We start from the raw sequence: 26813 nt of genomic DNA on the forward strand, positions 1-26813 counted from the left end.
CGCTCACGCGTGCGGCAGGTGGATGCCGAGCTGCATGAAAAGCTGCGTGTGACGGGCGTACTGCGACGCGAAGCGCGAGCGCGTCGCGCCGACGAGGCACTGCAACTCAGCCAGCGCGCGATCGAAGTTTTCGTTGATCACGACGTACTCCGCTTCGGCCGCGTGCGCGATCTCACCGCCCGCCGCGAGCAGGCGTCGCGTAATCACGTTCGGCTCGTCCTGGCCGCGCTTTTTCAGACGCTCTTCGAGCGCTTCGAGCGACGGCGGCAGAATAAAAATCTCCACCGCGTTGTGGAATTGCTTCTTCACCTGCAGCGCGCCCTGCCAATCGATTTCGAGCAGCACGTCATGGCCGATTTTCATCTGCTCCTCGATCCACACGCGCGACGTGCCGTAGTAGTTGCCATGCACTTCCGCGCTTTCGAGAAACTCGCCCGCGTCGTGACGCTGCATGAAGTCCTCGACGGTCGTGAAGTGATAGTGCTCGCCGTCCTGCTCCTGCGGACGCGGCGGGCGCGTCGTGTACGAGATCGACAGACGGATCGCGTCGTCGCCCGCGAGCAGAGCGTTCACGAGCGTCGACTTGCCCGCGCCCGACGGCGCGACGACCATGAACAGATTGCCGGGATAAGCGCCGGCGTACGGATGGCGCGCCGCGCCGGTTTCGCGTGGATGGTGGTCGGTCATGATGTGTAGTGCTCCAGCCTTATTCGAGATTCTGTACCTGCTCGCGCATCTGTTCGATCAACAGCTTCAGCGTCATCGACGAATCCGCGAGTTCCTTCGCCGCCGCCTTCGAACCGAGCGTGTTCGCCTCGCGGTTCAGCTCCTGCATCATGAAGTCGAGCCGCTTGCCGACCTTGCCGCCCTTCTCGATCACGTGACGCGTTTCGTTCAGGTGCGCGGTGAGGCGCGACAGCTCTTCGGCGATATCGATGCGAATGCCGTACATCGTCACCTCCTGGCGAATCCGCTCGTTGATCTCTTCACGCGACACGATCGTCGCGGCCGCATCCGGCGCGGCGATGCCGAGCGCTTCCTGCAGACGCTCGACGATCTTCTGCTGATGCCGCGCAATCAGATCGGGCACGAGCGGCGTGATCTTCGCGACGATCGCCTCCATTTCGGTGACGTTGACGAGCAGCATGGTCGCGAGCTGCGCGCCTTCGCGCGCGCGCACGTCGATCAGGTCCGCGATCGCCTGCTTGCCGCAGGCGAGCACCGCGTCGCGCAGCGTCTCGGGCGCGATGCCGCTTTCGGCGAGCACGCCCGGCCAGCGCAGAATTTCGCCGGTGCGCAGACGGCCGGCTTCTGGAAACGTGTCGAGCACTGTGCGTTCCAGCTGCGCGAGTTGCGCGAGCGCGTCGCGGTTAATCGCGCCCGCGTTCGCCGACTGCTCGCTGCGTTGCAGATTCACGCGAATGTCGACCTTGCCGCGCGACAGCTTGTTCATCAGCATCTCGCGCAGCGTCGGTTCGACGACGCGCACGTCTTCCGGCATGCGGAAATTCAGATCGAGAAAGCGCGAGTTCACCGTGCGCAATTCGACCGACACGCTGACGCCGCCCGTGCCCGTGCCCGAGGCCGCCACGAGTTCGCGCGTCGCGCTCGCATAGCCAGTCATGCTGTAGATCATCGTAGTTCTCGCGATTGCGGCCACGCGTTCGACGATGGCCTGAGAAGCGGATCGCCCGGCGTGTACGAGACGCGGGGCGGGGAATCGGCATTATCCCATTTTTGGCGGCGCCATCCGCTCGCGAGCGAGCACGGATGCGGCTCGGCACGCGGTTGCCTCGTTGCCTCGTTGCCATCCATTGCCGCTCGCCGGCACGATATGCTTCACGCACTCGCGCGGCATTCGTCGCCCGCAATTCTGCATGCCATCCGTGCATGCCATCCGTATAGGCAACCGCCCTATCCGATCGGCGGTAAAATTATGGATTCTCTCCGCCCCTCTTCCAGCCCATCCCGACCCAATCCCACATGAGCAACGACACCCAACGCCCCAGCGGTCGCCAGCCCCACCAGTTGCGCGACGTGCGCATCACGCGTCACTACACGAAACATGCGGAGGGCTCGGTGCTGGTCGAATTCGGCGACACCAAGGTGATCTGCACCGCCAGCGTCAGCGAGAGCGTGCCGCCGTTTCTGCGCGACCGCGGCCAAGGTTGGCTCACTGCGGAATACGGCATGCTTCCGCGCGCCACGCATACCCGCAGCGACCGCGAAGCCGCGCGCGGCAAGCAGACCGGCCGCACGCAGGAAATCCAGCGGCTGATCGGCCGCGCGCTGCGCACGGTGTTCGACCTCGAGAAGCTCGGCGCGCGCACGCTCAATCTCGACTGCGACGTGATCCAGGCCGACGGCGGCACGCGCACCGCGAGCATCACCGGCGCGTTCGTCGCGGCGCATGACGCGGTCGCCAAATTGCTCGCTACCGGCCGCATCGAAAGCTCGCCGATCAACGACTACGTCGCCGCGATTTCGGTCGGCGTGTACGACGGCGTGCCGGTGCTCGACCTCGACTACGACGAAGACTCGCAGTGCGACACCGATATGAACGTCGTGATGACGGGTGCGGGCGGCTTCGTCGAAATTCAGGGGACCGCGGAAGGCGTGCCGTTCTCGCGCGAAGAAATGAATGCGCTGCTCGATCTGGCAAGCGACGGCATCAGCACGCTGATCGCGAAGCAGAAAGAGGCGCTGGGAGTGCAGCAGTGAATGAGGCTCGTCGGAACAGCGGCACGAACGAGGCTCACGGCGAAACGTCGGGCATGCCGTTGAAAAAGGTCGTGCTGGCGTCGAACAACGCGGGCAAGCTGCGCGAATTCGCGGCGCTGCTCGGCGCGGCCGGCATCGAGTTGATCGCACAAGGCGAGCTCAACGTGCCGGAAGCGGAAGAGCCGCATCCCACCTTCGTCGAAAACGCGCTGACCAAGGCGCGTCACGCGGCGAAGCTCACCGGCCTGCCCGCGCTCGCCGACGACTCGGGCCTTTGCGTGCGCGCGCTGCGCGGCGCGCCGGGGGTTTACTCGGCCCGCTTCGCGCAACTCGCCGGCGGCGAGAAAAGCGACGCGGCCAACAATGCGCGCCTCGTCGATGAACTGCGGGACGCGAGCGACCGCCGCGGCTATTACTACTGCGTGCTCGCACTCGTGCGTCATGCGGAGGATCCCGAACCGCTGATCGCGGAAGGCCGCTGGCATGGCGAAATCCTCGACGCGCCGCGCGGCGAGCATGGCTTCGGTTACGACCCGTACTTCTATCTGCCCTCGCTGAACGCGAGCGCCGCGGAACTCGAACCCGCGGTCAAGAACGCCAGCAGTCATCGCGCGATCGCGCTGCGGCAACTGCTCGCGCGTCTGTCGGAGGAAGCGTGATTCCGATCCGATCGACGCCGGCCGAGGTTGGCAACCGAGTTGGCAAAGGTGTCGTCAAAGCGTTCACGTCGCCGGGCAGCATCCGCTTGACGTCGCTGCCGCCGCTTGCGCTATACGTGCATTTTCCGTGGTGCGTGCGCAAGTGCCCGTACTGCGACTTCAATTCGCATGAGTGGAAAGGCGAGACGTTCCCGGAGAACGACTACCTCGACGCGCTGCGCGCGGATCTGGAAATGGCCTTGCCACTGATCTGGGGCCGCCAGGTGCATACGGTGTTCATCGGTGGGGGCACGCCGAGTCTGCTGTCGGCGGCGGGGCTCGACCGCATGCTGTCGGATATACGCGCGTTGCTGCCGCTCGACGCCGACGCGGAAATCACGCTCGAAGCGAACCCCGGCACGTTCGAAGCGGACAAGTTCGCGCAGTTTCGTGCGAGCGGCGTGAATCGGCTATCGGTGGGCATCCAGAGTTTCAACGAAACGCATCTGCAGGCGCTGGGACGCATTCACGACGCGGCGCAGGCGCGCCATGCGGTCGAAGTTGCCGCGACCACGTTCGACAACTTCAACCTCGACCTGATGTTCGCGCTGCCAAAGCAATCGCTCGCCGAATGCCAGGCCGACGTGGAAACGGCGCTGTCGTTCGCGCCGCCGCATCTGTCGCTGTATCACCTGACGCTCGAACCGAACACGCTGTTCGCAAAGTTCCCGCCCGCGTTGCCCGACGACGACGCGTCCGCGGACATGCAGGACTGGATTCATCAACGCACCGCCGAGGCCGGTTACGAGCGCTACGAGGTGTCCGCGTATGCGCGGCCGCATCGGCAGAGCAAACACAATCTGAACTACTGGCGTTTCGGCGACTATCTCGGCATCGGCGCGGGCGCACATACGAAGCTATCGTTCCCGAATCGTATCGTGCGCCAGGCGCGCTACAAACATCCGACCACATTTATCGAGCAGGCCAAGGCCGGTGCAAGCGTGCAGGAAGAGCACGAGGTCGGGCCGCGCGATCTGCCATTCGAGTTCATGCTGAACGCGCTGCGCCTGGTGGAAGGATTTCCGGTGCATCGGTTCATCGAACGCACGGGTCTGTCGATCACGACGATCGAACCGGCGTTGCAGGAAGCGGAACGGCGCAAGCTGATCACACGCGACCACGAACGGATCGCGCCGACGCCGCTCGGCCAGGCGTTCCTGAACGACCTGCAGGCGCTGTTCCTGAAGGATCCGCAGTGATGGCGGGTCGCCTGGACTCGGCAGCGAAGTCTTTTCAGGTTACAATTTGCGGCTTGGAGGTGTGGCCGAGTGGTTTAAGGCACCGGTCTTGAAAACCGGCGAAGGAGCAATCCTTCCGTGAGTTCGAATCTCACCGCCTCCGCCAGATTCGAGGCAAAAGCCCCGTACAGTCAAAGATTTACGGGGCTTTCGTTTTTTTGACCCACAAAATAACCACGTCGCGGTCGGCAACCTCGATAAAGCGGTCTCGGTATGGGCGTCTCATCTTTCTTGGCATGCGTCAGACCGAAATACGTTTGAGGCAGCGCCGCCCGATGATGGAAGCTTGGGCGGCGCATATCATGAACTATCGATTAGCTGCTAATGCAACCGTCGATGATTCAAAGCCACGACATCTAATTTCCGCCCATTTCATCTGACATCATCTCAAGTTCGCTTGCCCTATCGAACACCGACCGCAACATGAAATCGAGGCTCGTTCCCCGAGTAGCACCGAAAGAGCCTGACACATGTTCGGCGAGAAAATTATAGTTATCATCCCGCCACGTGATCCATTCGTGCTGCACCTTGTCTAGATATGTCTTATCCTCGGGCGCGAGTTTTTTGGCTGCATTCGCGAAAGCGATATTTAGTCGCTTCTTTTGCACCGCAATCTCCGCAGTAACGCAATCAGCTTGCGCATCACTGCTGGATGCTACTTTACTGCATCGTGCGAATTGTTGTGAGTAATTTCGGTCCTCGGCATTGACGACAGCGGATAGCAACACGAAAAAAACACAGAGAATTTTCATATTTTTCATAAATCATTAAACCCCACTTTTTATAGAAAGCAATATGTCTCTGAGTTGGTTTGTCGACGGCATAAATGCGCGATTGGCCGAAGAATCATAATACGACTGGGTTCCATCCGATATTCTGCCACCTTGAATTGCACGTCCACTAGGCGCAGCAATTGACGCCCACTCTTTGGCTGCCGCAAATTGCGCATCATCCGCAGTTCCAACGCCGTTTTTCACAAATGCCGCAAGTGCGCCCCCTCCGGCCTTGCCTATCAAATACTCTCTGAACACACGCTCCTGCATATCCGCATCGTACTTCTCATCGCCGGTTAGATTCATTGCGACTTTTGCGTTGCGCAGGGTAGAAATAACCGTCTGATATTTCCCAGTTGCAAAGAGCCGATTGTGGTCAGTGCCTGACAAGGACTCGGTTCCAATTATTTCGTTAATCGTTTTGTCAGTAACTGCACCTGGCGACGGATGTCTGGGCGAATAACCAACCTTTCCACCGGGAACGTCCTTGGCGCCAGAATTATACGATTCGTAGCCACCTTCCCCACCAGAAATGATATCCCCGATTTTTCGAATTAACTCATCAAGACTGTTTGCCGATTTAAAGAAATTTCCCACCAGCCCAATTGGATTTATGTGATACACATCAGAGTCGGGGAACCCGGAGACACCAGCCGCCACCTCATCCCACCACACGAGTTTGGCGACGCGCTTCTGCTCTTCCTCGTGCTGCGGCTTGGGCCCCGTCTGCTTCTCCAACTCGGCGATCAACTGCTTCCATTTTTCCGGGTTCGCCCACTCGCTCTCGTGCCTGACGATCAGCCGGGACGCCGCCTGCATCAGCCACGGATACCCGCCACGCTCAGTCTGTGACAGCATGCATAGCTCATCAGCTGCCTGCTTCCCATCGCCTTTCCTGAACAGCGCGTCGTACGCCTTGAGCATCAACGGACTGAGATTCGAACGCGAAGCGAGGTCCGCGACATTGGCGCCGCTCGCATAATCCACCCACTTCCGGGTGGTCGCAAAAATCGTATGCGCCGGATCATGGGCATCCGCCAGGCACTCGAAGTCGATCCACTTCTGCGCGAATTCCGGCGTCACCCGGCCGCCCGGGTGGTTGAAGTCGCACACCCAGCCGTCGACCGGTTGACCTTGGGCATTCACCCCGTGTACGTGCCACCAGCTCACCGGGTAACCCGGATCGGGATGCGGATGCGGCTCGGGGACCCGTCGATTCGGGTCACGCGCCAGTTCGGCGAGCGAATGCACCTGGACGGTGTCCGTCTTTCTCGACTGCGGGTCTGCGCCGGGGACAAACTCATCGTTCTGCGTACGCTGATGCAGCACCGTGCCCGGTGCAATCCGCAGGATCGTCGGCTCGGACGGCAGGCCCAGTGCCGCCCAGTCCTCCTTGTGCGGACCGTGCTGGTTGACCCATGCGCGGCCCTGTTCGAGGAACGGCTGGATGCTGTCGTCGCAGAACACCTCGATGTGCGCCATCCGCGTCCCGGACGTGCACCCGTTCAGCGAGTCATACCGGCCGAGGTGGCCGATCAGGTCGCCCGCCTTGATCGGGACGCCGCCTTGTGTTCCCTGAGGATCGCCCGGGCTGCATGTCTGCTCCGTTGTGACAATCACACGATCCAAATTCGACTCAGGGATGCGCTCTTCGGCAACCGGGCCGCCATTCTGCATGCCCAGGTAAATCCAGCGATTGATAGCCACGGCAGGCGCGACATGGCCGCCTGCCTCAGGCGGATACAGCGTGGCTCCATTCAGGTGCGTTACCTGGCCCCATGCTGCACCCTGTACCGTCTCCGACTTGCCTATGCTGACGCTCGCACCCTGCGGCAGGATGCCAAGAACGGAGCCGTTAGGCGTCTTGCGCACTTGCAAACCGACCTGCGACGGGTCCGCGAGCTGACCAGCACGACCCCGCAGAGGCTTGTCCTGCGCGTACTGCGTCACCCGCCACTGCCGCGACCAGTACGCCGGTTTCTGCCGCTTCGGGAAATTGCTGTCGTAGTCGGCGTTCGACATCAGGTGCATGTACAGGCTGTAGAACGTCAGCTTCGTGCCGCGCGGAAACTCCATCTCGTGCCGCACGAGAGCAAAGCCCGTACTGTAGGGAGCCCGAAGCGGCACGTTGCTGCCGTCCACGCTCACTTCGCTGATCGGACAGTCGCTGTCGGCGCGATAGGCGACCAGCACGCCATTTGCGATGCAGCGTAGTCCCGCGTCGAGATCGAGCGCCTGCCCAGCGCCGGCCTCGGTGATGTGAATCCCGCCGTGCCACATGCCCTTGCGGCTGACGAGATACGCGCCGGACGGCTCGTTCAAGGCCAGCAGCCGGTAAATCTCGTGCTCATCGGTGAACTGCACTGAAGGTCGGGCATTGTCTTGTGCCTTGCGCAGGAAGGGAAAGACAAATGCCAGTTGCTTGAGGCTGGGCGGTGGTGGCGTTTGCGGGTGATGCGGTACCGACTTGCTCGTCATGGATTCGGTGCACTCCTTATAGATGAGGTCGCACCACCTTATGACGGATCGAGGGCCAGCATCAATGCGGCGCGCTCTGAATTTATGCAAACAATTGTCAAATGAAAATCTGCCGCTTCGCTGCTGCCGGTGGCCTTAGTTGTCCTCTACCGGTCGAGCTTGTATCGGGTCAAAGTCCGCCAGCCGTGCGCTACCCTTCTTGAGTTTTCTTTGCGCATCGTGCCGCCACGCTTCGTCAACAACATGTTGCCATTCGGTTGGTGTGGCTCGCGCTGCCGTTCCAGCGCTTCGGCAGCAGCTTGTCGCGGTGGCCGCGCACCGTCGCCCGGTCGAGAACCGGTTCGATGCGTCCGCGAATGCGCGACGCGTTTTGGGCTTTCGTCGCGCACATCGGCTCCAGCACCTTCATGACGAGCGCGGTTCGATAAGACGTCGCGCACGCGGCGACCGTCATGCCCCTTGCCTTTTCGACCTTCGCCGCCGTCCTCTCACCCTGCTGGGCGTCGAGCGGATCAACGCCGTCAAGTAGCTGGCGCCAGCATTCGCGCGCACGCTGGCGGGCGTCGGCCAGTCCGACAGTGCGCAGAGGTCCGAGACCCAGTCCAGGACTTGATGCGCGCCGTCGTGATTTGCAGATACAGGCCATTGCGGCCGCAGTAGTCGCCCGCCTCGGCGGTACGATTAACGAATGCGTGGGTAAGTCGGCAAACTGCCTTAGCCATGAGCCAGATTCCGTGGCACTCTAACCCCGTCACTTCTCATGAATGACGTGGCTTTGCTTTAGCGACTCTGAAAACGCTGACGGTTTCGAACGTGTTGAATTCAAACCGGCCGCCTGCTCAACACACTTCAGGCAGGCATCGAAAGGCGAGCGGAGATTCGCACATCCCGCTCCCGCCATCACGAGCTAAACCACCGCCACCGCCTCAACCTCAATCTTGAACCCATAGTGCAATTGCGGCACCGGCACGACCGCGCGCGCGGGTTTTGCGTCGCCGGCCCAGCGCGCGTAGATCTGATTGAAGCTCGCCCAATGTTCGACATCGACGACATACACGCGCACCTGCACCAGTTGCGCGACGCTGCTGCCGACGCTTTCGAGCGCCGCCTTCACATTGGCCAGAACCTGTTCGGCTTGCGCGTCGAATGGCGCATCGGCGAGCTTCTCGCCCTGCGCATTGATCGGCAGTTGCCCGGACACGAACACGAAGCCATTCGCCACCGCGACATGACTGTAGTGACCGCCGGGTTTCGCGAGCGCGGCAGGGTTGTCGGTGTGTGGCAATCGCGGGGCGTGCGTGCTATCGGTCATCAACCACTCCAGAAGTGAAAATCTCGGAGCGGTTCATCGCCGTGATGCTCACGGCGGAGCGCGCATCACGCGTCCGCCATCTCGAGCTTCTCGCGCGCATCCGCGCAGCGACGATTCAGATCGCGATGCATCAACTGGCTATCGAGCAATGCCGATACATCCGTCAAACCGTGATCAAAGCGCAACACGTATTCGATGTCGGTGTAATCGTAATAGGCGCCGCTGTCGGCTAGCCGTTGCGCTTCGGCGAATGCGGCATGCTGCCGTTCGCCGTTCATCAGGTCTTTGATCGCCATGATTGCCGCTCCGAGGAACAGTGGCTTCATCATAGCAATGCAAACTGCCGCGCACGGTGGTGCGCGCGCAACACCAGGTTTTTTCCGGAGACGGTCCGGGTGAACTCATGCGTTGACCGATCCTCGCAGCCGGGGTAGCACAAGCGTCATACACTTTTCACGCCGTTTTCACAGCGCTCGCGCAGTGAAAACGGCGTAGTACCGAGAACATCGCTCACGCCGCCGCAACCGGCGATTTCGTCGCATGCCAGCGCCTCACGAACAAGCGTCCGACAAAGCACAGGCAGCCCGCGGCGCCGACCACGATCCCCATGCCCTTCGGGGTGCCGTCCTGCCACAGTCCGACCGCGAGGCTCGACAACGCGCCGAGCGCGAGCTGCACCGCGCCGAACACGGCCGCCGCGGCGCCCGCGTTGGCGGGGTAGCGATGCATCAGATCGGTCGTGCAGTTGGCGGACAACACGCCCACCACGCTGACGACGAAGAACAGCCCGAACACGATCGACCACAAGCCGCCCCACCCCGTCAGCGACACGATGGACACGAACAGCGACGCGACGAAGCTCACGGTGGCCGCGAACGAGATGATCGGCACCGGCCCGAGCCGGCCCACGAGCCGCGTGTTCAGGTAATTGCCGAACATGATGCCGGCGATATTCAGCGCGAACAGGAAGCCATAGTGCTGTGCGGAGACGTGGAAGTACTCGATGTACACGAATGGCGTCGCCGTGATGTACGCGAACATCGACGCGAACGCCATGCCGCCGCACAGCATATGTCCCCACGCGACCGGATCGCGCAGTAGCGTGCCGTACGCACCAAACGACTTCAGCAGCGCCGACTGCGCGCGCATCTCGCGCGGCCAGGTCTCCGGCACTTTCAGAAATGCGGTCAGCGCGCACGCTGAACCGAACAGCGTCAGCGCGACGAACACGGCGCGCCAGCCGCCCACCAGCAGCAACTGTCCGCCGATCAGCGGCGCGAGCAGCGGACCGATCGCGGTGACGATGGCGATCATCGACAGTACGCGCGCCGCGTCGCCCGGCTCGTGCGCGTCGCGCGCGATCGCGCGAGCGAGCACCGACGCCGCGCCCGCGCCCAACGCCTGCACGAAGCGGAAGCCGACCAGCGAGCCGATCGAGACTGACAGCGCGCAGGCGATGCTCGCGAGCGCATACATGATGATGCCGCCAAGCAGGATCGGCCGGCGGCCATACGTATCGGACAGCGGACCGTACAGCAGCATGCCGATCGAAAAGCCGAACATGAAGCTCGTGAGCGTCGATTGCGCGGCGCCCGTGCCGACCGCGAAGGCCTGCGCGATGGTCGGCAGGCTCGGCAGATACATGTCGATGGAAATCGGCCCGCACGCGGCCAGCGCGCCGAGCAACAGGATCAGCCGGCCATCGGGCCGGCGTTTGATGACGTGAGGCATGGGGAAATCCGGATGGAACGCCGCGCCGGCATCGGCAGCGGAACGCGTGAAGCGGGAACGGTCATCGGCTGACCGGCTCGATTGTACGCGACGGTTAATCCGCTGACCGCGCACGTGCCGCGCTGCGTTGAAGTCGCGCGACAACGCCGCGCGCCGCATCCATCGTCGATCTGTTAAGCTGCTGCCTGGCTATCCGGCGCACTTATCTATGCGCAGCTTGACGTCGCGCAACGTTTCCCCTGATCCCGTTCGAACCCGCGATGACTGCCTTCCTGCTGATCTGGAGCCCGAAAAAGTGGCCGTGGCCAGAGTTGCCCGACATCGCGAAACGCGTGGCGGCCGGCGACGCGGTGGCCGACGTGTGGGGCTGCGGCTTCGCGCGCGGCATCCTGCCCGGCGATCGCGTGTTCCTGCATCGCGTCGCGCAAGAGCCGAAGGGCATCTTCGGCTCGGGCTACGCGACGCGCGCGCCCTACGAAGTCCCGGACGCGTCGACCAAACGCGGCCACCGGCTGTGCATCGACTTCGTCTACGACTGGCTCGTCGATGCGCATGACGCGCCGGTCATCACGCGCGATCAGCTGCGCGTGCATCCGTTCTCGGTGCAGACGTGGGATGCGCAAAGCTCAGGCACGATCATCAAACCGATCGCCGAAGGTGCGCTGGAGAAGCGCTGGGCCGAATTGACCGGCAAGCGCAAAGCGCCGACGATAACCGTCCCGGGCAGCTAGCCGAAACACGCGCCGCCGTGAGCGCCCGCCCGCACAGCCCGCCGGCGCCGACTCCGGTACAATTTCTCGATCCATCCCAGCATTGCGCGAGGTGCCCGCGTGAATCGTCCGAGCCCCTTTGCGCCGCTGCGCAACCCGTGTTCCCTATTCCAGCCATTGCCATGTCCAGAAACGAAATCCTCTTCGAACGCGCGCAACGCACGATCCCCGGCGGCGTGAATTCGCCGGTGCGGGCTTTCCGCTCCGTCGGCGGCACGCCGCGCTTCGTCGAGCGCGCGCAAGGCCCGTACTTCTGGGACGCGGACGGCCAGCGCTATACGGACTACATCGGCTCGTGGGGTCCGATGATCCTCGGCCACGTTCATCCCGAAGTGCTCGAAGCCGTGCAGCGCGTGCTCGCGAATGGTTTCTCGTTCGGCGCGCCGACCGAATCGGAAGTCGAGATCGCCGAGGAAATCTGCAAGCTGGTGCCGTCGATCGAACAGGTGCGCATGGTGTCGAGCGGCACCGAGGCGACGATGAGCGCGCTGCGTCTCGCGCGCGGCTTCACGAACCGAAGCCGCATCGTCAAGTTCGAGGGCTGCTATCACGGCCACGCGGACAGCCTGCTCGTGAAGGCCGGCTCGGGCCTGTTGACCTTCGGCAATCCGACCTCGGCGGGCGTGCCGGTCGATATCGCGAAGCACACCACCGTGCTCGAATACAACAACGTCGCCGCGCTCGAAGAAGCGTTCAGCGCGTTCGGCAACGAGATCGCCTCGGTGATCGTCGAGCCGGTCGCGGGCAACATGAACCTCGTGCGCGCGACCCCCGAGTTCCTGCAGGCATTGCGGCGCCTGTGCGCCGAGTACGGCTCGGTGCTGATTTTCGATGAAGTGATGTGCGGCTTCCGGGTTGCGCTCGGCGGCGCGCAGCAGCTGTACGGCATCTCGCCTGACCTCACGTGTCTCGGCAAGGTGATCGGCGGCGGCATGCCGGCGGCGGCGTTCGGCGGCCGGCGCGACATCATGGCTCAGCTGGCGCCGCTCGGCGGCGTCTATCAGGCGGGCACGCTGTCGGGCAATCCGATCGCGGTCGCGGCCGGCCTGAAGACGCTGCAGCTGATCCAGGCGCCCGGCTTCTATGACACGCTCGCCGCGCGCACCGCGCGTCTCGCGCAAGGCCTCGCGCGGGCGGCACGCGAGGCGGGCGTGCCGTTCGCGGCCGATGCGCTCGGCGGCATGTTCGGCATCTACTTCCGCGAAGCGGTCCCGGCGAGCTTCGCCGACGTCACGACGAGCGATGTGCCGCGCTTCAACGCGTTCTTCCACAAGATGCTCGACGCGGGCGTGTACTTCGCGCCGTCGGCCTACGAGGCGGGCTTCGTGTCGAGCGCGCACGACGACGCGGTGATCGACGCGACGATCGATGCGGCGCGCGGCGCGTTCGCAGCGTTGAAGGGCTGACCTAGACACCGCACCACAACGGACACCGATGTTCTCGCAAACCGATTTCGTCCATATGGAACGCGCGCTCGCGCTCGCGAGGCGCGGCATGTACACGACCGACCCGAATCCGCGCGTCGGTTGCGTGCTCGTCAGAAACGGCGAAGTGATCGGCGAAGGCTTTACGCAGCCGGCCGGCCAGGATCACGCCGAGATTCGCGCGTTGAAGGACGCGCGCTCGCGCGGCCACGATCTGCGCGGCGCGACTGCCTACGTGACGCTCGAACCGTGCAGCCATTTCGGCCGCACGCCGCCGTGCGCGAACGCGCTGATCGAAGCGCAGATCGGCCGCGTGATCGCAGCGATGGAAGATCCCAATCCGCAGGTCTCCGGCCGCGGTCTCGCGATGCTGCGCGAAGCCGGTATCGAAGTTCGCTGCGGGCTGCTCGCGAACGAAGCGCGGGAGTTGAACATCGGCTTCGTGTCGCGCATGACGCGCGGCCGTCCGTGGGTGCGCATGAAAGTGGCGGCGTCGCTCGATGGCCGCACCGGCTTGCCGTCGGGCGAAAGCCAGTGGATCACGAGCGCGGCGGCGCGTGCCGACGGCCACGCTTGGCGCGCGCGCGCGTCGGCGATCCTGACCGGCATCGGCACCGTCCGCGAGGACGATCCGCGCATGACCGTGCGCGCGGTCGATACGCCGCGCCAGCCGCACCGCGTGCTGATCGACAGCCAGCTCGACGTGCCGCTAGACGCGCAGATCCTGGCCGGCGCACCGACACTGATCTTCTGCGGCGAGTTCGATGCGCGTCTCGAAGAACGCGCGAGCGCACTGCGCGAGCGCGGCGCCGAGATCGTGCCGCTGCCGAACGCGTTCGGCAAGGTGGATCTACCGCGCATGCTGAGCATACTCGGCGAGCGCAACGTCAACGAGTTGCACGTCGAAGCCGGCTACAAGCTGAACGGCTCGCTGTTGCGCGAAGGCTGCGTCGATGAACTGCTCGTGTATCTCGCGCCGAGCCTGCTCGGCATGGACTCGATGAGCATGTTCAATCTGGCCTCGCCCGATCTGCTCGAAGACCGCGTCAAGCTGAATTTCCATACGGTCGAGCGGATCGGCGACGATCTGCGGATCCTCGCGCGCTTCGCACCGACAGCCGTACCCGGGACCGACGCCGTGTCCCCCACCGTTTCGAAATGATCAAGGACTAGCACGATGTTTACAGGGATCGTCGCGGCAGTGGGCCGCATCGAATCAGTCAAGCCGCTCGGCACGGGCGGCGACGCGGGCGTGCGCCTGAACGTCGAGGCCGGCGGGCTCGACCTCGCCGACGTGCAACTCGGCGACAGCATCACGATCCAGGGCGCCTGCATGACGGTGGTCGCGAAGACCGCTCATTCGTTCGAAGTCGATGTGTCGCGCGAAAGCCTGAACCGCACGGCTGGTCTCGGCGAAACCGGCGAGGTCAATCTCGAGAAAGCGTTGCGCGCGCATGACCGGCTCGGCGGACATATCGTGTCCGGGCACGTCGACGGGCTCGGCACCGTCACGGGTTTTGCGCCGGTCGGTGAATCGCACGAGCTGCGCATTCTCGCGCCGCGCGAGATCGGCCGCTATCTGGCGTACAAGGGATCGATTACGGTCAATGGCGTGAGCCTGACCGTGAATTCCGTCGATGACCGCGACGATGGCTGCGAGTTTTCGATCAATCTGATCCCGCATACCGTGCAGGTGACGGCGCTCAAGCATCTGCGCGACGGCGCGCGGGTGAATCTGGAAATCGATCTGATTGCGCGGTATGTGGAGCGGATGTTGTCGACGGCTTCGCCCATAGGACAGTCTTGATTCGCGAAGCAGCCCGAGACCGCCGCAGCCTCAGACAGATTCCGACCGCACCTGGCACCTGAGGTCGAGCAAGTCTTCCGCATGTAGCTGAGCGCGGCGTGGAGGCGTCCATAGTCGACACCCGCGACCTCGCACACCGGCCCATTTGCGCCCGCACGCTCGACGCCGATAGCGTCGAAACCGACATCGCTTTCGAGGTCGATATGCGCGAGTGAAGCGTCGGGCTCGATCAGATGATCGCCCAACAGCCGGGCAACGAAAGGCGGCGGCCGTGTCGCCACGCCGCCGCCCTCGTGCGATTACGCTTCGGCCGAAGCGCGCAGACGATGGACCAGCTGGTTGTCCTTACCCTCTACCAGCGGCGTAATCGTCAAGTTGAACTCGATGTCCTTGTAGGTATCGGCCTTCAGTCCCAGCGCCGCGCCACCGGTCTTCTCGGCGACCGGCGGAATCAGCTCTTCGCGCGTGGCGTAGGCGAAGTCGTCCCAGATCAGCGGATCGCCTTCGATGTTGAACTGCGTGGTCAGCTTGCGATGGCCGTCGCTGCTGACGAAGAGGTGCACGTGCGCCGGACGGTTGCCGTGACGGCCCAGCACGTTCAGCAGCCGCTGTGTCGAGCCGTGCGGCGGGCAGCCGTAGCCGACCGGCATCAGTGTGCGGAACTCGTACCTGCCGTCGGCGCCGGTCTTCACCGCGCCGCGCAGGTTGAATTCGCTTTGCGCGCCGGTCGGATCGAAATGCGAGTAGAAGCCTTTCGAGTTAGCGTGCCAGCACTCGACGATCGCGTCCGCGACCGGCTCGCCGTCCAGATCCTTGACCGTGCCGCGAATCACGAGCGGGCCCGCGTCTTCGTCCGGGTTGACGTCGATCTTCGAGACGCCCTCGCGCACCGTCGCGCCGGCGACGTACAGCGGGCCTTCGATCGTACGCGGCGTGCCGCCTTCGAGACCGATCGCCTTGTCGGCGGCGTCCATGCGGATGTCGAGGTACTTTTCGAGGCCGAGGCCGGCCGCGAGCAGCGCCGCTTCGCCGTCCTGACCGAGCTTGTTCAGATAGTTGACGCCGGCCCAGACTTCGTCGGGCGTGATGTCGAGGTCATCGATTGCCTTGAACAGGTCGCCCAGCAGACGGAAAACGATCTGCTGGAAACGTGCGTTGCCATTGCCGGCATCGACGTTGGAAGCGGCTTTCAGCAGATCCTGCACTTCTTTGGTTTCAAAAACTTTGACGCTCACGATGACTGTCTCCAGTTTGTATTGGGAAAAATGATGGCTTTGGATGCGCTCGCCTTCAAACAGCGCTTGGCCCCTGGGCTCAGATGTCGTCGTCCCGAATCGACGACGGGTGACGACACAGAGGCGTCACCGAAATCTTCATGTACGGGAACAGAGGCAAGCCGGACAGAATGTCGTGAAGTTCGGCATTGCTCTGTACATCGAAGATGCTGTAATTCGCGTACTCGCCAACGAGGCGCCAGATATGACGCCACTTGCCGCTACGCTGGAGTTCCTGCGAGTAAGCCTTCTCGCGCGTCTTGATTTCGTTCGCCACTTCGGCTGGCATGTCGGCCGGCAGGTGCACGTCCATTCGTACATGGAAAAGCATCGTTGAGTCCTCTTGATTGGAATCCGTTTAGCGGGTGACTTTCATCAGCCCGTCTCGCGTGAATCGCTTGACCTTCGCGTCGTCGAGTTCGATGCCGAGACCCGGGCCGTTCGGCACGGTCAGCTCGAAGTCGCTGTAATCGAGCGGTGTGGTCAGAATTTCTTCGGTGATCAGCAACGGCCCGAACAGCTCGGTGCCCCATTGCAGATTCGCGAAGCTCGCGAACAGATGCGCCGACGCCACCGTGCTGAACGCACCTTCGAGCATCGTGCCGCCGTACAACTCGATGCCGGCGGAATCGGCGATCGCGGCCACGCGCTGAGCGGCGAACAGGCCGCCGCTCTGTTCGATCTTGATCGCGAACACATCGGCGCCGCCGTTCTTCGCGATTTCGAACGCGCTGTCCGGACCTTGCAGGACTTCGTCGGCCATCAGCGCGACGGGGAAACGGCGCATCAGGCGCGCGAGCGCGGCGGCGGACGCGACCGGCTGCTCGACCAGATCGCAGCCCGCGTCGGCCAGCGCCGGAATCGCCCACGCGGCCTGCGTCTCGCCCCACGCCATGTTGACGTCGACGCGCACCGCGGCGCGCTCGCCGAGCGCCTTCTTGATGTCGGCGACGTGCTTGATGTCGGTCTTCAGTTCCTTCGCGCCGATCTTCAGCTTGAAGACCTTGTGCCGGCGCACGTCGAGCATATGCTCGGCTTCGCCGATGTCCTTCGCGGTGTCGCCCGACGCGAGCGTCCACGCAACCGGCAGGCGCTCACGACGACGGCCGCCGAGCAGCTCGCTCACCGGCACGCCGAGGCGCTTGCCCTGTGCGTCGAGCAGCGCGGTTTCGAGTGCGCTCTTCGAGAAATGATTGAGCTTGACCAGCTTGCCGAGGTGCGCCATCAGCGCCTGAATCCGCGTCGCGTCCTTGCCGATCATCGCCGGCGCGAAGTAGGCGTCGATCGCGAGCTTCATTGCTTCGGGGCTTTCCGGGCCGTAGGCCATGCCGGCGATCGTGGTGCCTTCGCCGACCCCGACGATGCCGTCGCTGCAATACACCTTGACCAGCATCAGCGTCTGCCCGTACATCGTGGCGACCGACAGCTTGTGAGGGCGGATCGTCGGCAGATCGACGAGGCGGGTTTCGATACGTTCGATGGTCGCTTGGATCATGGAGGCGGCTACGAGAAGTGGGTTTATTGGTCCTTTTTATACCCTTCGCCGGTTTCGCCCGTCCAATACTTTTCCCGTCCTTTTTCATACCCACAGGGTATGGTGAGGGCAGAAAGCCCGGCCTTTCTAGGGATTTTGCATTGCACCATGCGCGTCGCGCATTGAAGAATGCGAGCGTTTTCGCGCTTCAAAGATGATTTGCGTCTAGCTTCGATGCACAGAGAGCATGTTGTCATCGCATCGGATGCACGCGGAGCCGCTGACGGCTACCTGGCCATAGCTCGCCGCGCGCGGCCAGCGCGGCGATCCGGTCGGCGGTGCGGCACGCGATCGCCTGGATCGTCAGCGACGGATTCACGCCGCCGACGGTCGGAAACACCGAGCCGTCGCACACCCACAGGTTGCGGATGTCCCAGCTGCGGCAGTCCGCATCGACGACGCTCGTCGCCGGATCGTCGCCCATGCGCGCGGTGCCGTTCAGGTGGCAGGTGTCGTCGGTCTCGCGCCAGAGCTCCTTGCCACCGGCGGCCGCAAGCGCCTGCTCCATGAAGTCGAGCGAATGCGCGATGAGCCGCTTGTCGTTGTCGCACCATGAATAGGTGACGCGCGCGATCGGCAGCCCGTACTGGTCTTTCTCGTCGGCAAGCGTCACGCGGTTGCGCTGCTGCGGCAGCATCTCGCCGACGATCTTCAACCCCGCCTGATGGTTGTACTTGAGCATCTCCGCGCCGAGCGCGTCGCCCCACAGGCCGCGACCGTTCTGCGACGCGACCCACGCGTTGGGCAACGGTCCCTGGCTCATGTACGCATAGCCGCCGAAGAAATCCTTGCCCTTGTCCTCGTAGTTCCAGTGCTCGGTGATCGACAGCGACGGCGGCCCCTTGTACCAGCGGATGTCGTCATCGAAGGTGCCGTAGACGGCCTGGTTCGATTGCGCCATCAGATATTTGCCGACGAGTCCCGAGCTGTTCGCGAGTCCGTCCGGAAAGCGGCTGTTGGCCGACATCAGCAACAGGCGCGGCGTCTCGATCGCGTAGCCGGCCACCACCACGTTCTTCTCGCGCTGGAATTGCCAACGCCCTTCGCGCAGATATTCGACGCCGCTGGCGAGCCCTGCGTCGTTGGTGACGACGCGGCCGACCATCGCCAGATCGCGCACTTCGGCGCCGGCTCGCACAGCGCGCGGAATCCACGTGACGAGCGCGCTTTGCTTCGCGTTGGTCGCGCAGCCGGACACGCAGAAACCACGGTACACGCACGGATGCGCGCGGCCACGCGGCGCCGAGATGGTCGCGAGCGGCGTCGGGCTCCAGCCGATGCCGAGCGCCTCGGCGCCGCGCGCGAGCACCAACGCCGCCGCGTTCAGTTCATGCGCGCGATACGGATAGCGCGGCCGCTTCGGCCCCCACGGGTAGTTGACCGGTCCGGAGATTTTCAGTGCGTTCTCGACCTCGCCGTAGTAGCGCCACATCTCGCGCCAGTCGAGCGGCCAGTCGGCGCCATAGCCGAGCACGCTGCGCGACTTGAACCACTCGGGCCGAAAGCGCAGCGACACCATCGCGAAATGGACCGTGCTGCCGCCCACCGCCTTGCCGCTGTTGTTGTTGCCGAGCTTCAACGGATTGTCGCCATCGCAGATACGCTCGTCGGTCCAGAACAGTTTTTCCTGATGCGCTTCGTCGGACGCGAACTCTTCGAGCGGACGCCACCACGCGCCGGCATCGAACGCGACGATCTTGAAGCCTTTCTCCGCGAGCCGGCACGCAAGCGTGCCACCGCCGGCGCCGGTGCCGACGATCGCGAAATCGACCTCCTCGCTGTCAGCGTACGTGCGCATCGGCACCCAGCCGCCGCGCTGAAACACGTCGGGTGCGCGGCCGTCCTTGCCGCGCGGCCGTTGTTGCGCGTCATCGGACACGGCGGTTCTCCTTCGCGGCCTGCTCATGGGTGTTGGGCGGCGCTTCGACCGCCTCCCACGGATCGCGCCGGTTCAGGTACATGCGCACATAACCGCGCGGATTCGCCGGGCCGCCGAAGCCGATCTCGCTCCACGCGTGCGGGTGCGAGTAGTAGAGACCGCAGATGTCGTGCAGCACGCGCTCGCCGAAGAACAGCTTCGACGGCATGCCGCGCCACGCGGGGTTCGTCAGTTCGCCGCGCTGCATCTCGCCGAGCAGCGCGATCTGTGTATCTTCCGCGAGGCTCGCGAACGGCAGGCCGCCGCGCTCGCGGCACTCGGCATCGAGCGCGGCGAGGCCGATGCGCCAGGCGTCGCGCATCGGCGGCAAGCGGGCGTCGCGGTAGCCGTCGTTGCTGTTGCCGGCGAGGCGCGCGTCGAGCAGCGCGGCGAGCGGCACGACCGGTTGCGCGTTCGCTTGCGGCACGATGCGGGCGCACAGCGGTGTGACCGCGAGCCACTCGACGGCGTTGAAAAAGCGCGGCTCGAGCGGGGTCGCGAGGCGCTCGGCGATCACCGCGCGGGTGTGCGCGTCCCACGACGGCGTCGTGCGTTTGTCGAGCACGTCATAGTCTGGATAGTGGGTGGCTCTGGTCGAGCGTGGTCCGTTGGTCATTTTTCAGTCTCCCGCAGACGCAGCGCGGCGAGCCCGGCGAGCGCCAGCGCGGAAAAGCTCGGCGGCGCGGGCAGCGGCGGCCCGTCGAACAGGTTCTGGCTCCAGTTGCGCCAGCCGCCCTGGCGACGCGCGACACCGCGTGCATGAAAAGCCGCGCCGACGAAGCCGAGCGCGGTCGTGATGCGCAACCAGAGCCGCGTGTGCCAGCGCTCGCGCGGCGCGCTCAGCGCGGCATGCGCGAGCAGCGCCGCGCTGACGGGCGGAATGCTGACCGGCGCGTACATCGCGCGATGCTGGAATGCGCCACGAAAATGCAGCAGCGCAGCCTCCCCCACCGTGCCGACGAGACCCGCGGCGACCAGCAGACCGAGCGCCTGACCGGCCGGCATGCCGAGCAGTCGCGGAGTGCCGGCGGGCTCGCCGCGCAGCCGTTCGGCGACGGCCCCGAGCGCGCCCGACAGCAGTAGCGCCAGCGGCGCGCCGATCGGCGCCGCGTGAAACAGATTGTTCCAGCTCCAGCCGCCCGGCCGCTTCATCACGTTGTACAGATGGAAGCCCGTGCCGGCGATGCCCGTCGCCGCCGCGCTCAGATAAATCGCATGGCGAGCGCGATGCGTGTGCCCGCGACGATCCGCGCCGCCATGCAGGCCCGCGGCGAGCGACAGACTCGCGCTGACGAGCGGCGCGAACATCGCGGGGTTGTCGAACGAGCCGCGGTAGTGCTCCATCGCGCTGTCGGCGAGCACCGCCAGCGCGAGCAGCGCGGAGCTGTGGTTGATGGTGCGGGCCGCTTCGACGTGTGCCTCGACTTCGGCGCTGGACTCGCTCGCTCGCGCGTGCGCCGGCGCACGTCGAACGCTCCGGTCGGACCACGCCGGGGACGTCGAAGATGCTCGTGGCATGCGGCCGTGCGGGCCGCTGCCGCGTGCTTCACGATGCGACTCAGGTTGTCCCGCGCCGCGCGCGGCCAACGCCGCGATGGCCGCCACCGCTGCCGCCGTGTAAAACAATCCGGGTACGCGTGAAGCACTCATCGATCTCGATTCCTGGTGGGGACCTGCTCTATTTGATGAGGTAGCGAGCTGCGTCGCCGTGCCTGAATTCGAGCCCGCAACCGGGCCGCGACAGATCCGGCTTCATCTGGCCATCGTGCAAACGGGGTGCGCCGTCGAACAGCATGGCTTCGATCCGCGCGTGATCGTGGAACCATTCCTGGTGGCGCAAGCGCGGCGCCGCGCACGCGACATGCAGTCTCGGACATTCCGGTCTCCGGTGGTAGTGAGACGAAGCCGCCTGCTTCGCCGCAAGTACCATTCCGCACTATTGCAATCCGTACAGCGGGCCGCGCTGGCGCACCGCCCGCGTTGCCGCCCGCGCCAACGGCGCCCTCGCCCACCGTTTCGACGAGCATAGCAACCGCGCCCCGCTCATCACCAGTCGGCCAAACGGCCTATGTCGTTTAGCGGAGGCGACTTGGACCCGCGCGTGGCGTAAAATACCCGCTTTCCCGAAAAACTCGCCAACATGACGCTCGCCTCCACCCAAGAGATCATCGCCGAACTGAAAGCGGGCCGGATGGTGATCCTCGTCGACGAAGAAGACCGCGAAAACGAGGGTGACCTCGTGATCGCCGCCGAGTTTGTCACCCCGGAAGCGATCAATTTCATGGCTCGCTACGGCCGCGGCCTGATCTGTCTGACGCTGACCCAGGACCGCTGCACGCAGCTGAACCTGCCGCTGATGACCTACCGCAACGGCACGCAGTACGGCACCGCGTTTACGGTCAGCATCGAAGCGGCCGAAGGCGTGACGACCGGCATCTCGGCAGCCGACCGTGCCCGCACGATCGCCGCCGCGGTCGCGCCGGACGCCAAGGCCGAGCACATCGTGCAGCCGGGCCATATTTTCCCGATCATGGCCCAGCCGGGCGGCGTGCTGGTGCGCGCCGGCCATACCGAGGCCGGGTGCGACTTCACGAGGCTCGCGGGCCTCACGCCGGCCGCGGTGATCTGCGAAGTCATCAAGGACGACGGGACGATGGCGCGTCTGCCGGACCTGATCGAGTTCGGCAAGCAACACGGCCTGAAGATCGGCACGATCGCCGATCTGATCCACTATCGCAGCCGCACCGAATCGATCGTCGAGCGTATCTGCGAACGCACGATGCAAACCGCGCACGGCGCGTTCCGCGCGGTCATGTATCTCGACCAGCCGAGCGGCCAGCCGCACATCGCGCTGGTGCGCGGCACGCCCGCGCCCGATCGCGACACGCCGGTGCGCGTGCATGAGCCGCTGTCGGTGCTGGATCTGCTCGAAGTCGGCGAATCCACCCATTCGTGGACGCTGGATGCGGCGATGAAAGAGATCGCCGAACGCGATATCGGCGTGGTGGTGCTGCTGAACTGCGGCGACTCGAAAGACCATCTGGTCGACGTCTTCAAGGCGTTCGACTCAACGGAAAAAGCCAACGCGCTGAAGCGCCGGCCGGTCGACTTCAAGACCTACGGCATCGGCGCGCAGATTCTGCGCGAACTCGGCGTCGGCAGGATGCAAGTGCTGTCGAACCCACGCAAGCTCGGCAGCATGTCGGGTTATGGTCTCGAAGTCACGGGCTTCATTCCGATGCCCGGCAGCAAAACGCAAGCCCCGCAAATCTGATCCGGCCACTCACGCGCCTCCCGCCCACTCAAACACTACGGAATTCACATGGAAATCGGACAATACCAACCGAACCTCGACGGCGACGGACTGCGCATCGGCATCGTCCAGGCGCGCTTTAACGAACCCGTCTGCAACGGCCTCGCCGACTCCTGCATCGAAGAACTCGAACGCCTCGGCGTGACCGGCCAGGACGTGCTGCTCGTCACCGTGCCGGGCGCGCTGGAAATCCCGCTCGCGCTTCAAAAGCTCGCGGAAAGCGCGCAATTCGACGCGCTGATCGCGCTCGGCGCGGTGATCCGTGGCGAGACCTACCACTTCGAGCTCGTGTCGAACGAGAGCGGTGCGGGCATCACCCGCATCGGCCTCGACTTCGGTATTCCGGTCGCGAATGCTGTGCTGACCACCGAGAACGACGAGCAGGCCGTCGCGCGCATGACCGAGAAGGGTCGCGACGCCGCGCGCGTGGCTGTCGAAATGGCGAACCTCGCGGTCGCGCTCGAGCAGCTCGGGGGCGATGACGACGATGAAGAAGACGAAGACGACGAGGAAGAGGCATGAAGAGCGCACGCCGACGCTCCCGCGAGCTGGCCACGCAGGGACTTTACCAATGGCTGCTGTCGGGCTCGACCGGAGGTGAGATCGACGCGCAACTGCGCGGCGCGCAAGGTTACGACAAGGCTGACCACGAGCACCTGGAAGCAATCCTGCATGGCGTGATGCGCGATTCCGAAGCGCTGTCCGCCGCCATCGCACCGTGCCTCGACCGTCCGATCGATCAGCTCTCGCCGGTCGAGCGCGCGGTGCTGCTGGTCGCCGCGTTCGAACTGAAGAGTCACGTCGATATTCCGTATCGCGTGGTCATCAACGAGGCGGTCGAGCTGACCAAGACGTTCGGCGGCTCGGACGGCTACAAGTACGTGAACGGCGTGCTCGACAAGCTCTCGGCGCAACTGCGTGCCACCGAGACGCAGGCGGCTCGCAAGAGCTGAGCGCGGCGCGCATGAGGCTATTCGACATGGCTCTCATGCGCCGCACTGCACAGGGCGAAGAATCGAATCGCCCGCAAGGACGCCGCTGCGCACATCGATGAGCGCATCATTTGATGGGTGGGCGCCGTCCTGCTTCTGAACTGGACTGACCGTATGAACTCCGTGACCGAACCTCTCGTGCGGCTTGCCGCGCGCGTCGATGCCATCCAGCCTTTCTACGTGATGGAACTGGCCAAGGAGGCCGCGCTGCTCGAACGCGCAGGGCGCGACATCATTCACATGGGCATCGGCGAGCCGGATTTCACCGCGCCCGAGCCGGTCATCGAGGCGGCCGCCAGCGCGCTGCGCGGCGGCGTCACGCAATACACGAGCGCGCTCGGCGTGCATGCGCTGCGCGACGCGATTTCCGCGCACTACGCCGAGTTCTACGGTATCGACGTCGATCCGGCGCGGATCATGGTCACGGCGGGCGCGTCGGCCGCGCTGCTGCTGGCGTGCGCGGCGCTCGTCGACCGCGACGACGAAGTGCTGATGCCCGACCCGTGCTATCCGTGCAACCGCCATTTCGTGATCGCCGCCGAAGGTAAGCCGGTGATGGTGCCGAGCGGCCCGACCGAGCGCTTCCAGCTGACCGCCGCCGACGTCGAACGCCTGTGGGGCGAGCGCACCCGCGGCGTGCTGCTCGCATCGCCGTCGAATCCGACTGGTACGTCGATCGAGCCGGCCGAACTCCAGCGCATCGTCAACGCGGTGCGCGCGCGTGGCGGCTTTACGATCGTCGATGAGATCTACCAGGGGCTCAGCTACGACGCGAAGCCGGTGTCGGCGTTGTCGTTCGGCGACGATGTGGTCACCGTCAACAGCTTCTCGAAGTACTTCAACATGACCGGCTGGCGTCTCGGCTGGCTCGTCGTGCCGGCCGCGATGGTCGGCGCGTTCGAAAAGCTCGCGCAGAACCTGTTCATCTGCGCGTCGGCGCTCGCGCAGCACGCGGCGCTCGCCTGCTTCGAACCGGACACGATCGCGATTTACGAAGCGCGGCGCCTCGAATTCAAGCGCCGCCGCGACTTCATCGCGCCGGCGCTCGAATCGCTCGGCTTTTCTGTGCCGGTGATGCCCGACGGCGCGTTTTACGTGTACGCGGACTGCTGCGGCGTCGCGCATCCGGCGGCCGGCGACAGCGCGGCGCTCACGAAGGCGATGCTGCACGATGCCGGCGTCGTGCTGGTGCCGGGCATGGACTTCGGCACGCACGCGCCGAAGGAGTACATCCGGCTGTCGTATGCGACCGCGTATCCGAAGCTCGAAGAGGCGGTCGAGCGCCTGGCGAAGCTGTTCGGGCGGCATTGACGCTTGGAGTCGGTGAAAACCGAGCTACCAGACGCAAAGAAGGACACCCTCGGGTGTCCTTCTTTTTTCACGCGGCTCGGAAAGCGCCTGACCTAAGCCCCCAGTTCCGACGCCGACGCCACATGGCGCGTCGTCGAATTGGCGCTCGCATCGTCCTGATCGGCCGGTTGCGTATGCCCCGCCGGTGTCGTCGAACTCAGCGTGTGCCCATCCTGCAGTGTCACCTGCACGCGCTTGCCGTTGCCGCCGCTCGTCGCAGCGGCCGGCGCCGGGTTGGCCGACGCGGTCAGCACCGGCGCCTGCGGCGCATTGATCGGCACCTTGCGGCCACGCGCGACGTCGCGCAGACGACCGCGCTCGGCCATCACCTTCGCGCCGTAGCCGCCGTCGTCCTGCGTGCTCGAGCCGACGTACAGGCGCAGGCCGCCCGGCAGCGAGCCGCCGCGCGCGATGCAATCCTTCAGCACGAGCGCGCCGACCTTGATATTCGCGAGCGGTTCGAGCGCCGCGGTCTGGCCGCCGAAATACTGGAATTTGTCCGAGTGCACCTTCGACATCACCTGCATCAGGCCCTGCGCGCCGACGCCGCTCTCGGCGTACGGGTTGAAGCCCGACTCGATCGCCATCACGGACAGCAACAGCAGCGGATCGAGGCCGACTTCACGGCCGGTGTCGAACGCGGCCTTCACGAGCTCGCCGACAGGCTCCTGTGCCACGCGATAACGCCGCGCGAGGTACGACGCGACCAGGTCCTGCCCGTGGCTCGACACGAGCACGCGGTCATCGCGCGCATCGGCGGACACGCGCTGCTGCGGGATTAGACGCGCGAGCGCGCTGACGCCCTGCATCGTGCGCGGATCGAGGCCGTTAAGCGCCGCGGCGCTCGTGCCCGACGAGCTGGAGCCGTCGAACGCGCCATCGAAGCTGGTGGTGGCCACGGTGAGGGTCATGCTGCCATCGTTCGCGCCATCGGCGGGGTTCGGCGCGGTCGGCTTGGTTGGCGAATTGGCCGACAGCGATTCGTCGGAGGATGCGCCGGCGTTTCTGGCCGGCCCGATGGCCGGCAACGGATTGCCTTGCAGCAGGCGGACGGGACCCGCCTGCACGGCGGCCGAAATGACCGGCATCAGACGCGCGGCGAGCGCGCCGCGCCAGGTCGGCATCAGCCACAGTGCGAGAGCCAGCACCACGGCGATACCGCCGACAATGCTGAACAGGTGATGACTCAGTCGCGTCCCGCGGCGCAGCGCACCGCGCACAATTTGCGCAATACGCTCATCGGGACGCCACGATAACCAGGCGTTCATTCAGATCTCCCATCTTGCATGATCCGCGAACTCCGCCGGGACAAAATCAGGCGATACAGCGCGCTCGCAGAGTCAAGACATCGCGTGCTCTCTGGCTGAGCGGTAGCGACGTCGGGAAAACGGCAACAAATACCGTTTGGGGAGCCATGTCAAAAACAGCCCACACATACTCGATGTATGCCGGGCTCGGCTCCCACGCGAAAAACCAGCGT

The 26813-nt window shown here is 64.6% G+C and carries 26 protein-coding genes, 1 tRNA gene and 1 pseudogene; 12 read left to right on the forward strand and 16 right to left on the reverse strand.

Features of this window, described 5'->3' with window-relative positions:
* Positions 1–3: 3 nt before the first annotated feature.
* Together gmk and OKW43_RS27890 are read right to left on the reverse strand one after the other, a co-directional pair.
* On the reverse strand, positions 4–687 hold the full coding sequence (gmk, locus tag OKW43_RS27885; RefSeq protein WP_187635603.1) for a guanylate kinase: 684 nt from the start codon (positions 685–687) through the stop codon (positions 4–6).
* A 19-nt stretch (positions 688–706) separates the two neighbouring features.
* Positions 707–1636 carry a YicC/YloC family endoribonuclease gene (locus OKW43_RS27890; protein ID WP_187635604.1) on the reverse strand — a complete coding sequence of 310 codons (930 nt, stop codon included), beginning with the start codon at positions 1634–1636 and terminating at the stop codon, positions 707–709.
* Between the two features lie 347 nt (positions 1637–1983).
* Between OKW43_RS27890 and rph the strand changes: the two genes are divergently transcribed.
* From rph to OKW43_RS27910, 4 genes are all read left to right on the forward strand, one after another.
* Positions 1984–2721 carry a ribonuclease PH gene (rph, locus tag OKW43_RS27895; protein ID WP_429450992.1) on the forward strand — a complete coding sequence of 246 codons (738 nt, stop codon included), beginning with the start codon at positions 1984–1986 and terminating at the stop codon, positions 2719–2721.
* A 53-nt stretch (positions 2722–2774) separates the two neighbouring features.
* Complete coding sequence (rdgB, locus tag OKW43_RS27900; protein WP_187635680.1) at positions 2775–3380, forward strand: RdgB/HAM1 family non-canonical purine NTP pyrophosphatase; 606 nt, start codon at positions 2775–2777, stop codon at positions 3378–3380.
* On the forward strand, positions 3377–4618 hold the full coding sequence (hemW, locus tag OKW43_RS27905; RefSeq protein WP_429450994.1) for a radical SAM family heme chaperone HemW: 1242 nt from the start codon (positions 3377–3379) through the stop codon (positions 4616–4618). Before rdgB ends, hemW begins: the two co-directional genes overlap by 4 nt.
* Positions 4619–4673: 55 nt before the next feature.
* Positions 4674–4763 (forward strand) — tRNA-Ser (locus OKW43_RS27910).
* A 250-nt stretch (positions 4764–5013) separates the two neighbouring features.
* On the opposite strand, the gene OKW43_RS27915 is transcribed toward OKW43_RS27910, so the two are convergent.
* From OKW43_RS27915 to OKW43_RS27940, 6 genes are all read right to left on the reverse strand, one after another.
* Positions 5014–5418 carry a lysozyme inhibitor LprI family protein gene (locus OKW43_RS27915; protein ID WP_187639040.1) on the reverse strand — a complete coding sequence of 135 codons (405 nt, stop codon included), beginning with the start codon at positions 5416–5418 and terminating at the stop codon, positions 5014–5016.
* A 6-nt stretch (positions 5419–5424) separates the two neighbouring features.
* A complete protein-coding gene (locus OKW43_RS27920) occupies positions 5425–7908 on the reverse strand; it encodes a glycoside hydrolase family 19 protein (protein WP_429450997.1) in 2484 nt (827 codons plus the stop codon).
* 235 nt (positions 7909–8143) lie between these two features.
* Positions 8144–8362 carry a phage integrase central domain-containing protein gene (locus OKW43_RS27925; protein ID WP_429450999.1) on the reverse strand — a complete coding sequence of 73 codons (219 nt, stop codon included), beginning with the start codon at positions 8360–8362 and terminating at the stop codon, positions 8144–8146.
* Between the two features lie 453 nt (positions 8363–8815).
* Positions 8816–9220 carry a RidA family protein gene (locus tag OKW43_RS27930; RefSeq protein WP_187639042.1) on the reverse strand — a complete coding sequence of 135 codons (405 nt, stop codon included), beginning with the start codon at positions 9218–9220 and terminating at the stop codon, positions 8816–8818.
* A 65-nt stretch (positions 9221–9285) separates the two neighbouring features.
* A complete protein-coding gene (locus tag OKW43_RS27935) occupies positions 9286–9516 on the reverse strand; it encodes a hypothetical protein (protein ID WP_187639043.1) in 231 nt (76 codons plus the stop codon).
* 214 nt (positions 9517–9730) lie between these two features.
* On the reverse strand, positions 9731–10951 hold the full coding sequence (locus tag OKW43_RS27940; RefSeq protein ID WP_429451001.1) for a Bcr/CflA family multidrug efflux MFS transporter: 1221 nt from the start codon (positions 10949–10951) through the stop codon (positions 9731–9733).
* Between the two features lie 260 nt (positions 10952–11211).
* Between OKW43_RS27940 and OKW43_RS27945 the strand changes: the two genes are divergently transcribed.
* From OKW43_RS27945 to OKW43_RS27960, 4 genes are all read left to right on the forward strand, one after another.
* Positions 11212–11682: a hypothetical protein gene (locus OKW43_RS27945; protein ID WP_429451003.1), complete on the forward strand. Its 471-nt coding sequence runs from the start codon at positions 11212–11214 to the stop codon at positions 11680–11682.
* Positions 11683–11843: 161 nt separating this feature from the next.
* A complete protein-coding gene (hemL, locus tag OKW43_RS27950) occupies positions 11844–13127 on the forward strand; it encodes a glutamate-1-semialdehyde 2,1-aminomutase (RefSeq protein ID WP_429451005.1) in 1284 nt (427 codons plus the stop codon).
* Positions 13128–13155: 28 nt separating this feature from the next.
* A complete protein-coding gene (gene ribD / locus OKW43_RS27955; RefSeq protein WP_429451007.1) occupies positions 13156–14307 on the forward strand; it encodes a bifunctional diaminohydroxyphosphoribosylaminopyrimidine deaminase/5-amino-6-(5-phosphoribosylamino)uracil reductase RibD in 1152 nt (383 codons plus the stop codon).
* 15 nt (positions 14308–14322) lie between these two features.
* A complete protein-coding gene (locus OKW43_RS27960; RefSeq protein WP_429451009.1) occupies positions 14323–14952 on the forward strand; it encodes a riboflavin synthase in 630 nt (209 codons plus the stop codon).
* A gap of 299 nt (positions 14953–15251) precedes the next feature.
* Here the strand turns inward: OKW43_RS27960 and catA are convergent, their stop codons facing one another.
* From catA to OKW43_RS27995, 7 genes and pseudogenes are all read right to left on the reverse strand, one after another.
* Positions 15252–16187, reverse strand: coding sequence for a catechol 1,2-dioxygenase (catA, locus tag OKW43_RS27965; protein WP_429451011.1), 936 nt, complete (start codon positions 16185–16187; stop codon positions 15252–15254).
* Between the two features lie 79 nt (positions 16188–16266).
* Entirely contained in the window at positions 16267–16557 is a 291-nt protein-coding gene (gene catC, locus OKW43_RS27970) for a muconolactone Delta-isomerase (protein WP_429451013.1), read from the reverse strand.
* A 27-nt stretch (positions 16558–16584) separates the two neighbouring features.
* Positions 16585–17721: a muconate/chloromuconate family cycloisomerase gene (locus tag OKW43_RS27975; RefSeq protein ID WP_429451015.1), complete on the reverse strand. Its 1137-nt coding sequence runs from the start codon at positions 17719–17721 to the stop codon at positions 16585–16587.
* A 232-nt stretch (positions 17722–17953) separates the two neighbouring features.
* Entirely contained in the window at positions 17954–19639 is a 1686-nt protein-coding gene (locus OKW43_RS27980; RefSeq protein ID WP_429451017.1) for a GMC family oxidoreductase, read from the reverse strand.
* On the reverse strand, positions 19629–20294 hold the full coding sequence (locus OKW43_RS27985) for a gluconate 2-dehydrogenase subunit 3 family protein (protein WP_429451019.1): 666 nt from the start codon (positions 20292–20294) through the stop codon (positions 19629–19631). Before OKW43_RS27985 ends, OKW43_RS27980 begins: the two co-directional genes overlap by 11 nt.
* On the reverse strand, positions 20291–21328 hold the full coding sequence (locus OKW43_RS27990) for a hypothetical protein (RefSeq protein WP_429451021.1): 1038 nt from the start codon (positions 21326–21328) through the stop codon (positions 20291–20293). The genes OKW43_RS27985 and OKW43_RS27990 overlap by 4 nt, the downstream gene beginning before the upstream one ends.
* A 28-nt stretch (positions 21329–21356) precedes the next feature.
* Positions 21357–21548, reverse strand: a pseudogene (locus OKW43_RS27995) (enolase C-terminal domain-like protein); the annotation flags it as partial.
* A 270-nt stretch (positions 21549–21818) separates the two neighbouring features.
* Between OKW43_RS27995 and ribBA the strand changes: the two are divergent.
* The 4 genes from ribBA to OKW43_RS28015 all read left to right on the forward strand — a co-directional run bounded on the left by ribBA (position 21819) and on the right by OKW43_RS28015 (position 25294).
* Positions 21819–22952: a bifunctional 3,4-dihydroxy-2-butanone-4-phosphate synthase/GTP cyclohydrolase II gene (gene ribBA / locus OKW43_RS28000; protein ID WP_187638423.1), complete on the forward strand. Its 1134-nt coding sequence runs from the start codon at positions 21819–21821 to the stop codon at positions 22950–22952.
* A 48-nt stretch (positions 22953–23000) separates the two neighbouring features.
* Complete coding sequence (ribH, locus tag OKW43_RS28005) at positions 23001–23513, forward strand: 6,7-dimethyl-8-ribityllumazine synthase (protein ID WP_187638424.1); 513 nt, start codon at positions 23001–23003, stop codon at positions 23511–23513.
* Complete coding sequence (nusB, locus tag OKW43_RS28010; protein WP_187638425.1) at positions 23510–23944, forward strand: transcription antitermination factor NusB; 435 nt, start codon at positions 23510–23512, stop codon at positions 23942–23944. Before ribH ends, nusB begins: the two co-directional genes overlap by 4 nt.
* Before the next feature lie 153 nt (positions 23945–24097).
* Positions 24098–25294, forward strand: a complete 1197-nt coding sequence (locus tag OKW43_RS28015; protein WP_429451024.1) for a pyridoxal phosphate-dependent aminotransferase — start codon at positions 24098–24100, stop codon at positions 25292–25294.
* Positions 25295–25386: 92 nt separating this feature from the next.
* Here OKW43_RS28015 and OKW43_RS28020 read toward each other — a convergent pair whose 3' ends face one another.
* On the reverse strand, positions 25387–26601 hold the full coding sequence (locus tag OKW43_RS28020) for a transglycosylase SLT domain-containing protein (protein ID WP_429451026.1): 1215 nt from the start codon (positions 26599–26601) through the stop codon (positions 25387–25389).
* Positions 26602–26813 lie beyond the last annotated feature (212 nt).

The sequence above is a fragment of the Paraburkholderia sp. WC7.3g genome, assembly GCF_050436345.1.
Lineage (GTDB): Bacteria > Pseudomonadota > Gammaproteobacteria > Burkholderiales > Burkholderiaceae > Paraburkholderia > Paraburkholderia podalyriae.

What these genes read in the sequence shown, in the direction of transcription:
- gmk (WP_187635603.1), bottom strand. Translation starts at nt 687, where the DNA reads ATGACCGACCACCATCCACGCGAAACCGGCGCGGCGCGCCATCCGTAC.
- OKW43_RS27890 (WP_187635604.1), bottom strand. Translation starts at nt 1,636, where the DNA reads ATGATCTACAGCATGACTGGCTATGCGAGCGCGACGCGCGAACTCGTG.
- rph (WP_429450992.1), top strand. Translation starts at nt 1,984, where the DNA reads ATGAGCAACGACACCCAACGCCCCAGCGGTCGCCAGCCCCACCAGTTG.
- rdgB (WP_187635680.1), top strand. Translation starts at nt 2,775, where the DNA reads ATGCCGTTGAAAAAGGTCGTGCTGGCGTCGAACAACGCGGGCAAGCTG.
- OKW43_RS27915 (WP_187639040.1), bottom strand. Translation starts at nt 5,418, where the DNA reads ATGAAAAATATGAAAATTCTCTGTGTTTTTTTCGTGTTGCTATCCGCT.
- OKW43_RS27920 (WP_429450997.1), bottom strand. Translation starts at nt 7,908, where the DNA reads ATGACGAGCAAGTCGGTACCGCATCACCCGCAAACGCCACCACCGCCC.
- OKW43_RS27925 (WP_429450999.1), bottom strand. Translation starts at nt 8,362, where the DNA reads ATGACGGTCGCCGCGTGCGCGACGTCTTATCGAACCGCGCTCGTCATG.
- OKW43_RS27930 (WP_187639042.1), bottom strand. Translation starts at nt 9,220, where the DNA reads ATGACCGATAGCACGCACGCCCCGCGATTGCCACACACCGACAACCCT.
- OKW43_RS27935 (WP_187639043.1), bottom strand. Translation starts at nt 9,516, where the DNA reads ATGGCGATCAAAGACCTGATGAACGGCGAACGGCAGCATGCCGCATTC.
- OKW43_RS27940 (WP_429451001.1), bottom strand. Translation starts at nt 10,951, where the DNA reads ATGCCTCACGTCATCAAACGCCGGCCCGATGGCCGGCTGATCCTGTTG.
- OKW43_RS27945 (WP_429451003.1), top strand. Translation starts at nt 11,212, where the DNA reads ATGACTGCCTTCCTGCTGATCTGGAGCCCGAAAAAGTGGCCGTGGCCA.
- hemL (WP_429451005.1), top strand. Translation starts at nt 11,844, where the DNA reads ATGTCCAGAAACGAAATCCTCTTCGAACGCGCGCAACGCACGATCCCC.
- ribD (WP_429451007.1), top strand. Translation starts at nt 13,156, where the DNA reads ATGTTCTCGCAAACCGATTTCGTCCATATGGAACGCGCGCTCGCGCTC.
- OKW43_RS27960 (WP_429451009.1), top strand. Translation starts at nt 14,323, where the DNA reads ATGTTTACAGGGATCGTCGCGGCAGTGGGCCGCATCGAATCAGTCAAG.
- catC (WP_429451013.1), bottom strand. Translation starts at nt 16,557, where the DNA reads ATGCTTTTCCATGTACGAATGGACGTGCACCTGCCGGCCGACATGCCA.
- OKW43_RS27975 (WP_429451015.1), bottom strand. Translation starts at nt 17,721, where the DNA reads ATGATCCAAGCGACCATCGAACGTATCGAAACCCGCCTCGTCGATCTG.
- OKW43_RS27985 (WP_429451019.1), bottom strand. Translation starts at nt 20,294, where the DNA reads ATGACCAACGGACCACGCTCGACCAGAGCCACCCACTATCCAGACTAT.
- OKW43_RS27990 (WP_429451021.1), bottom strand. Translation starts at nt 21,328, where the DNA reads ATGAGTGCTTCACGCGTACCCGGATTGTTTTACACGGCGGCAGCGGTG.
- ribBA (WP_187638423.1), top strand. Translation starts at nt 21,819, where the DNA reads ATGACGCTCGCCTCCACCCAAGAGATCATCGCCGAACTGAAAGCGGGC.
- ribH (WP_187638424.1), top strand. Translation starts at nt 23,001, where the DNA reads ATGGAAATCGGACAATACCAACCGAACCTCGACGGCGACGGACTGCGC.
- nusB (WP_187638425.1), top strand. Translation starts at nt 23,510, where the DNA reads ATGAAGAGCGCACGCCGACGCTCCCGCGAGCTGGCCACGCAGGGACTT.
- OKW43_RS28015 (WP_429451024.1), top strand. Translation starts at nt 24,098, where the DNA reads ATGAACTCCGTGACCGAACCTCTCGTGCGGCTTGCCGCGCGCGTCGAT.
- OKW43_RS28020 (WP_429451026.1), bottom strand. Translation starts at nt 26,601, where the DNA reads ATGAACGCCTGGTTATCGTGGCGTCCCGATGAGCGTATTGCGCAAATT.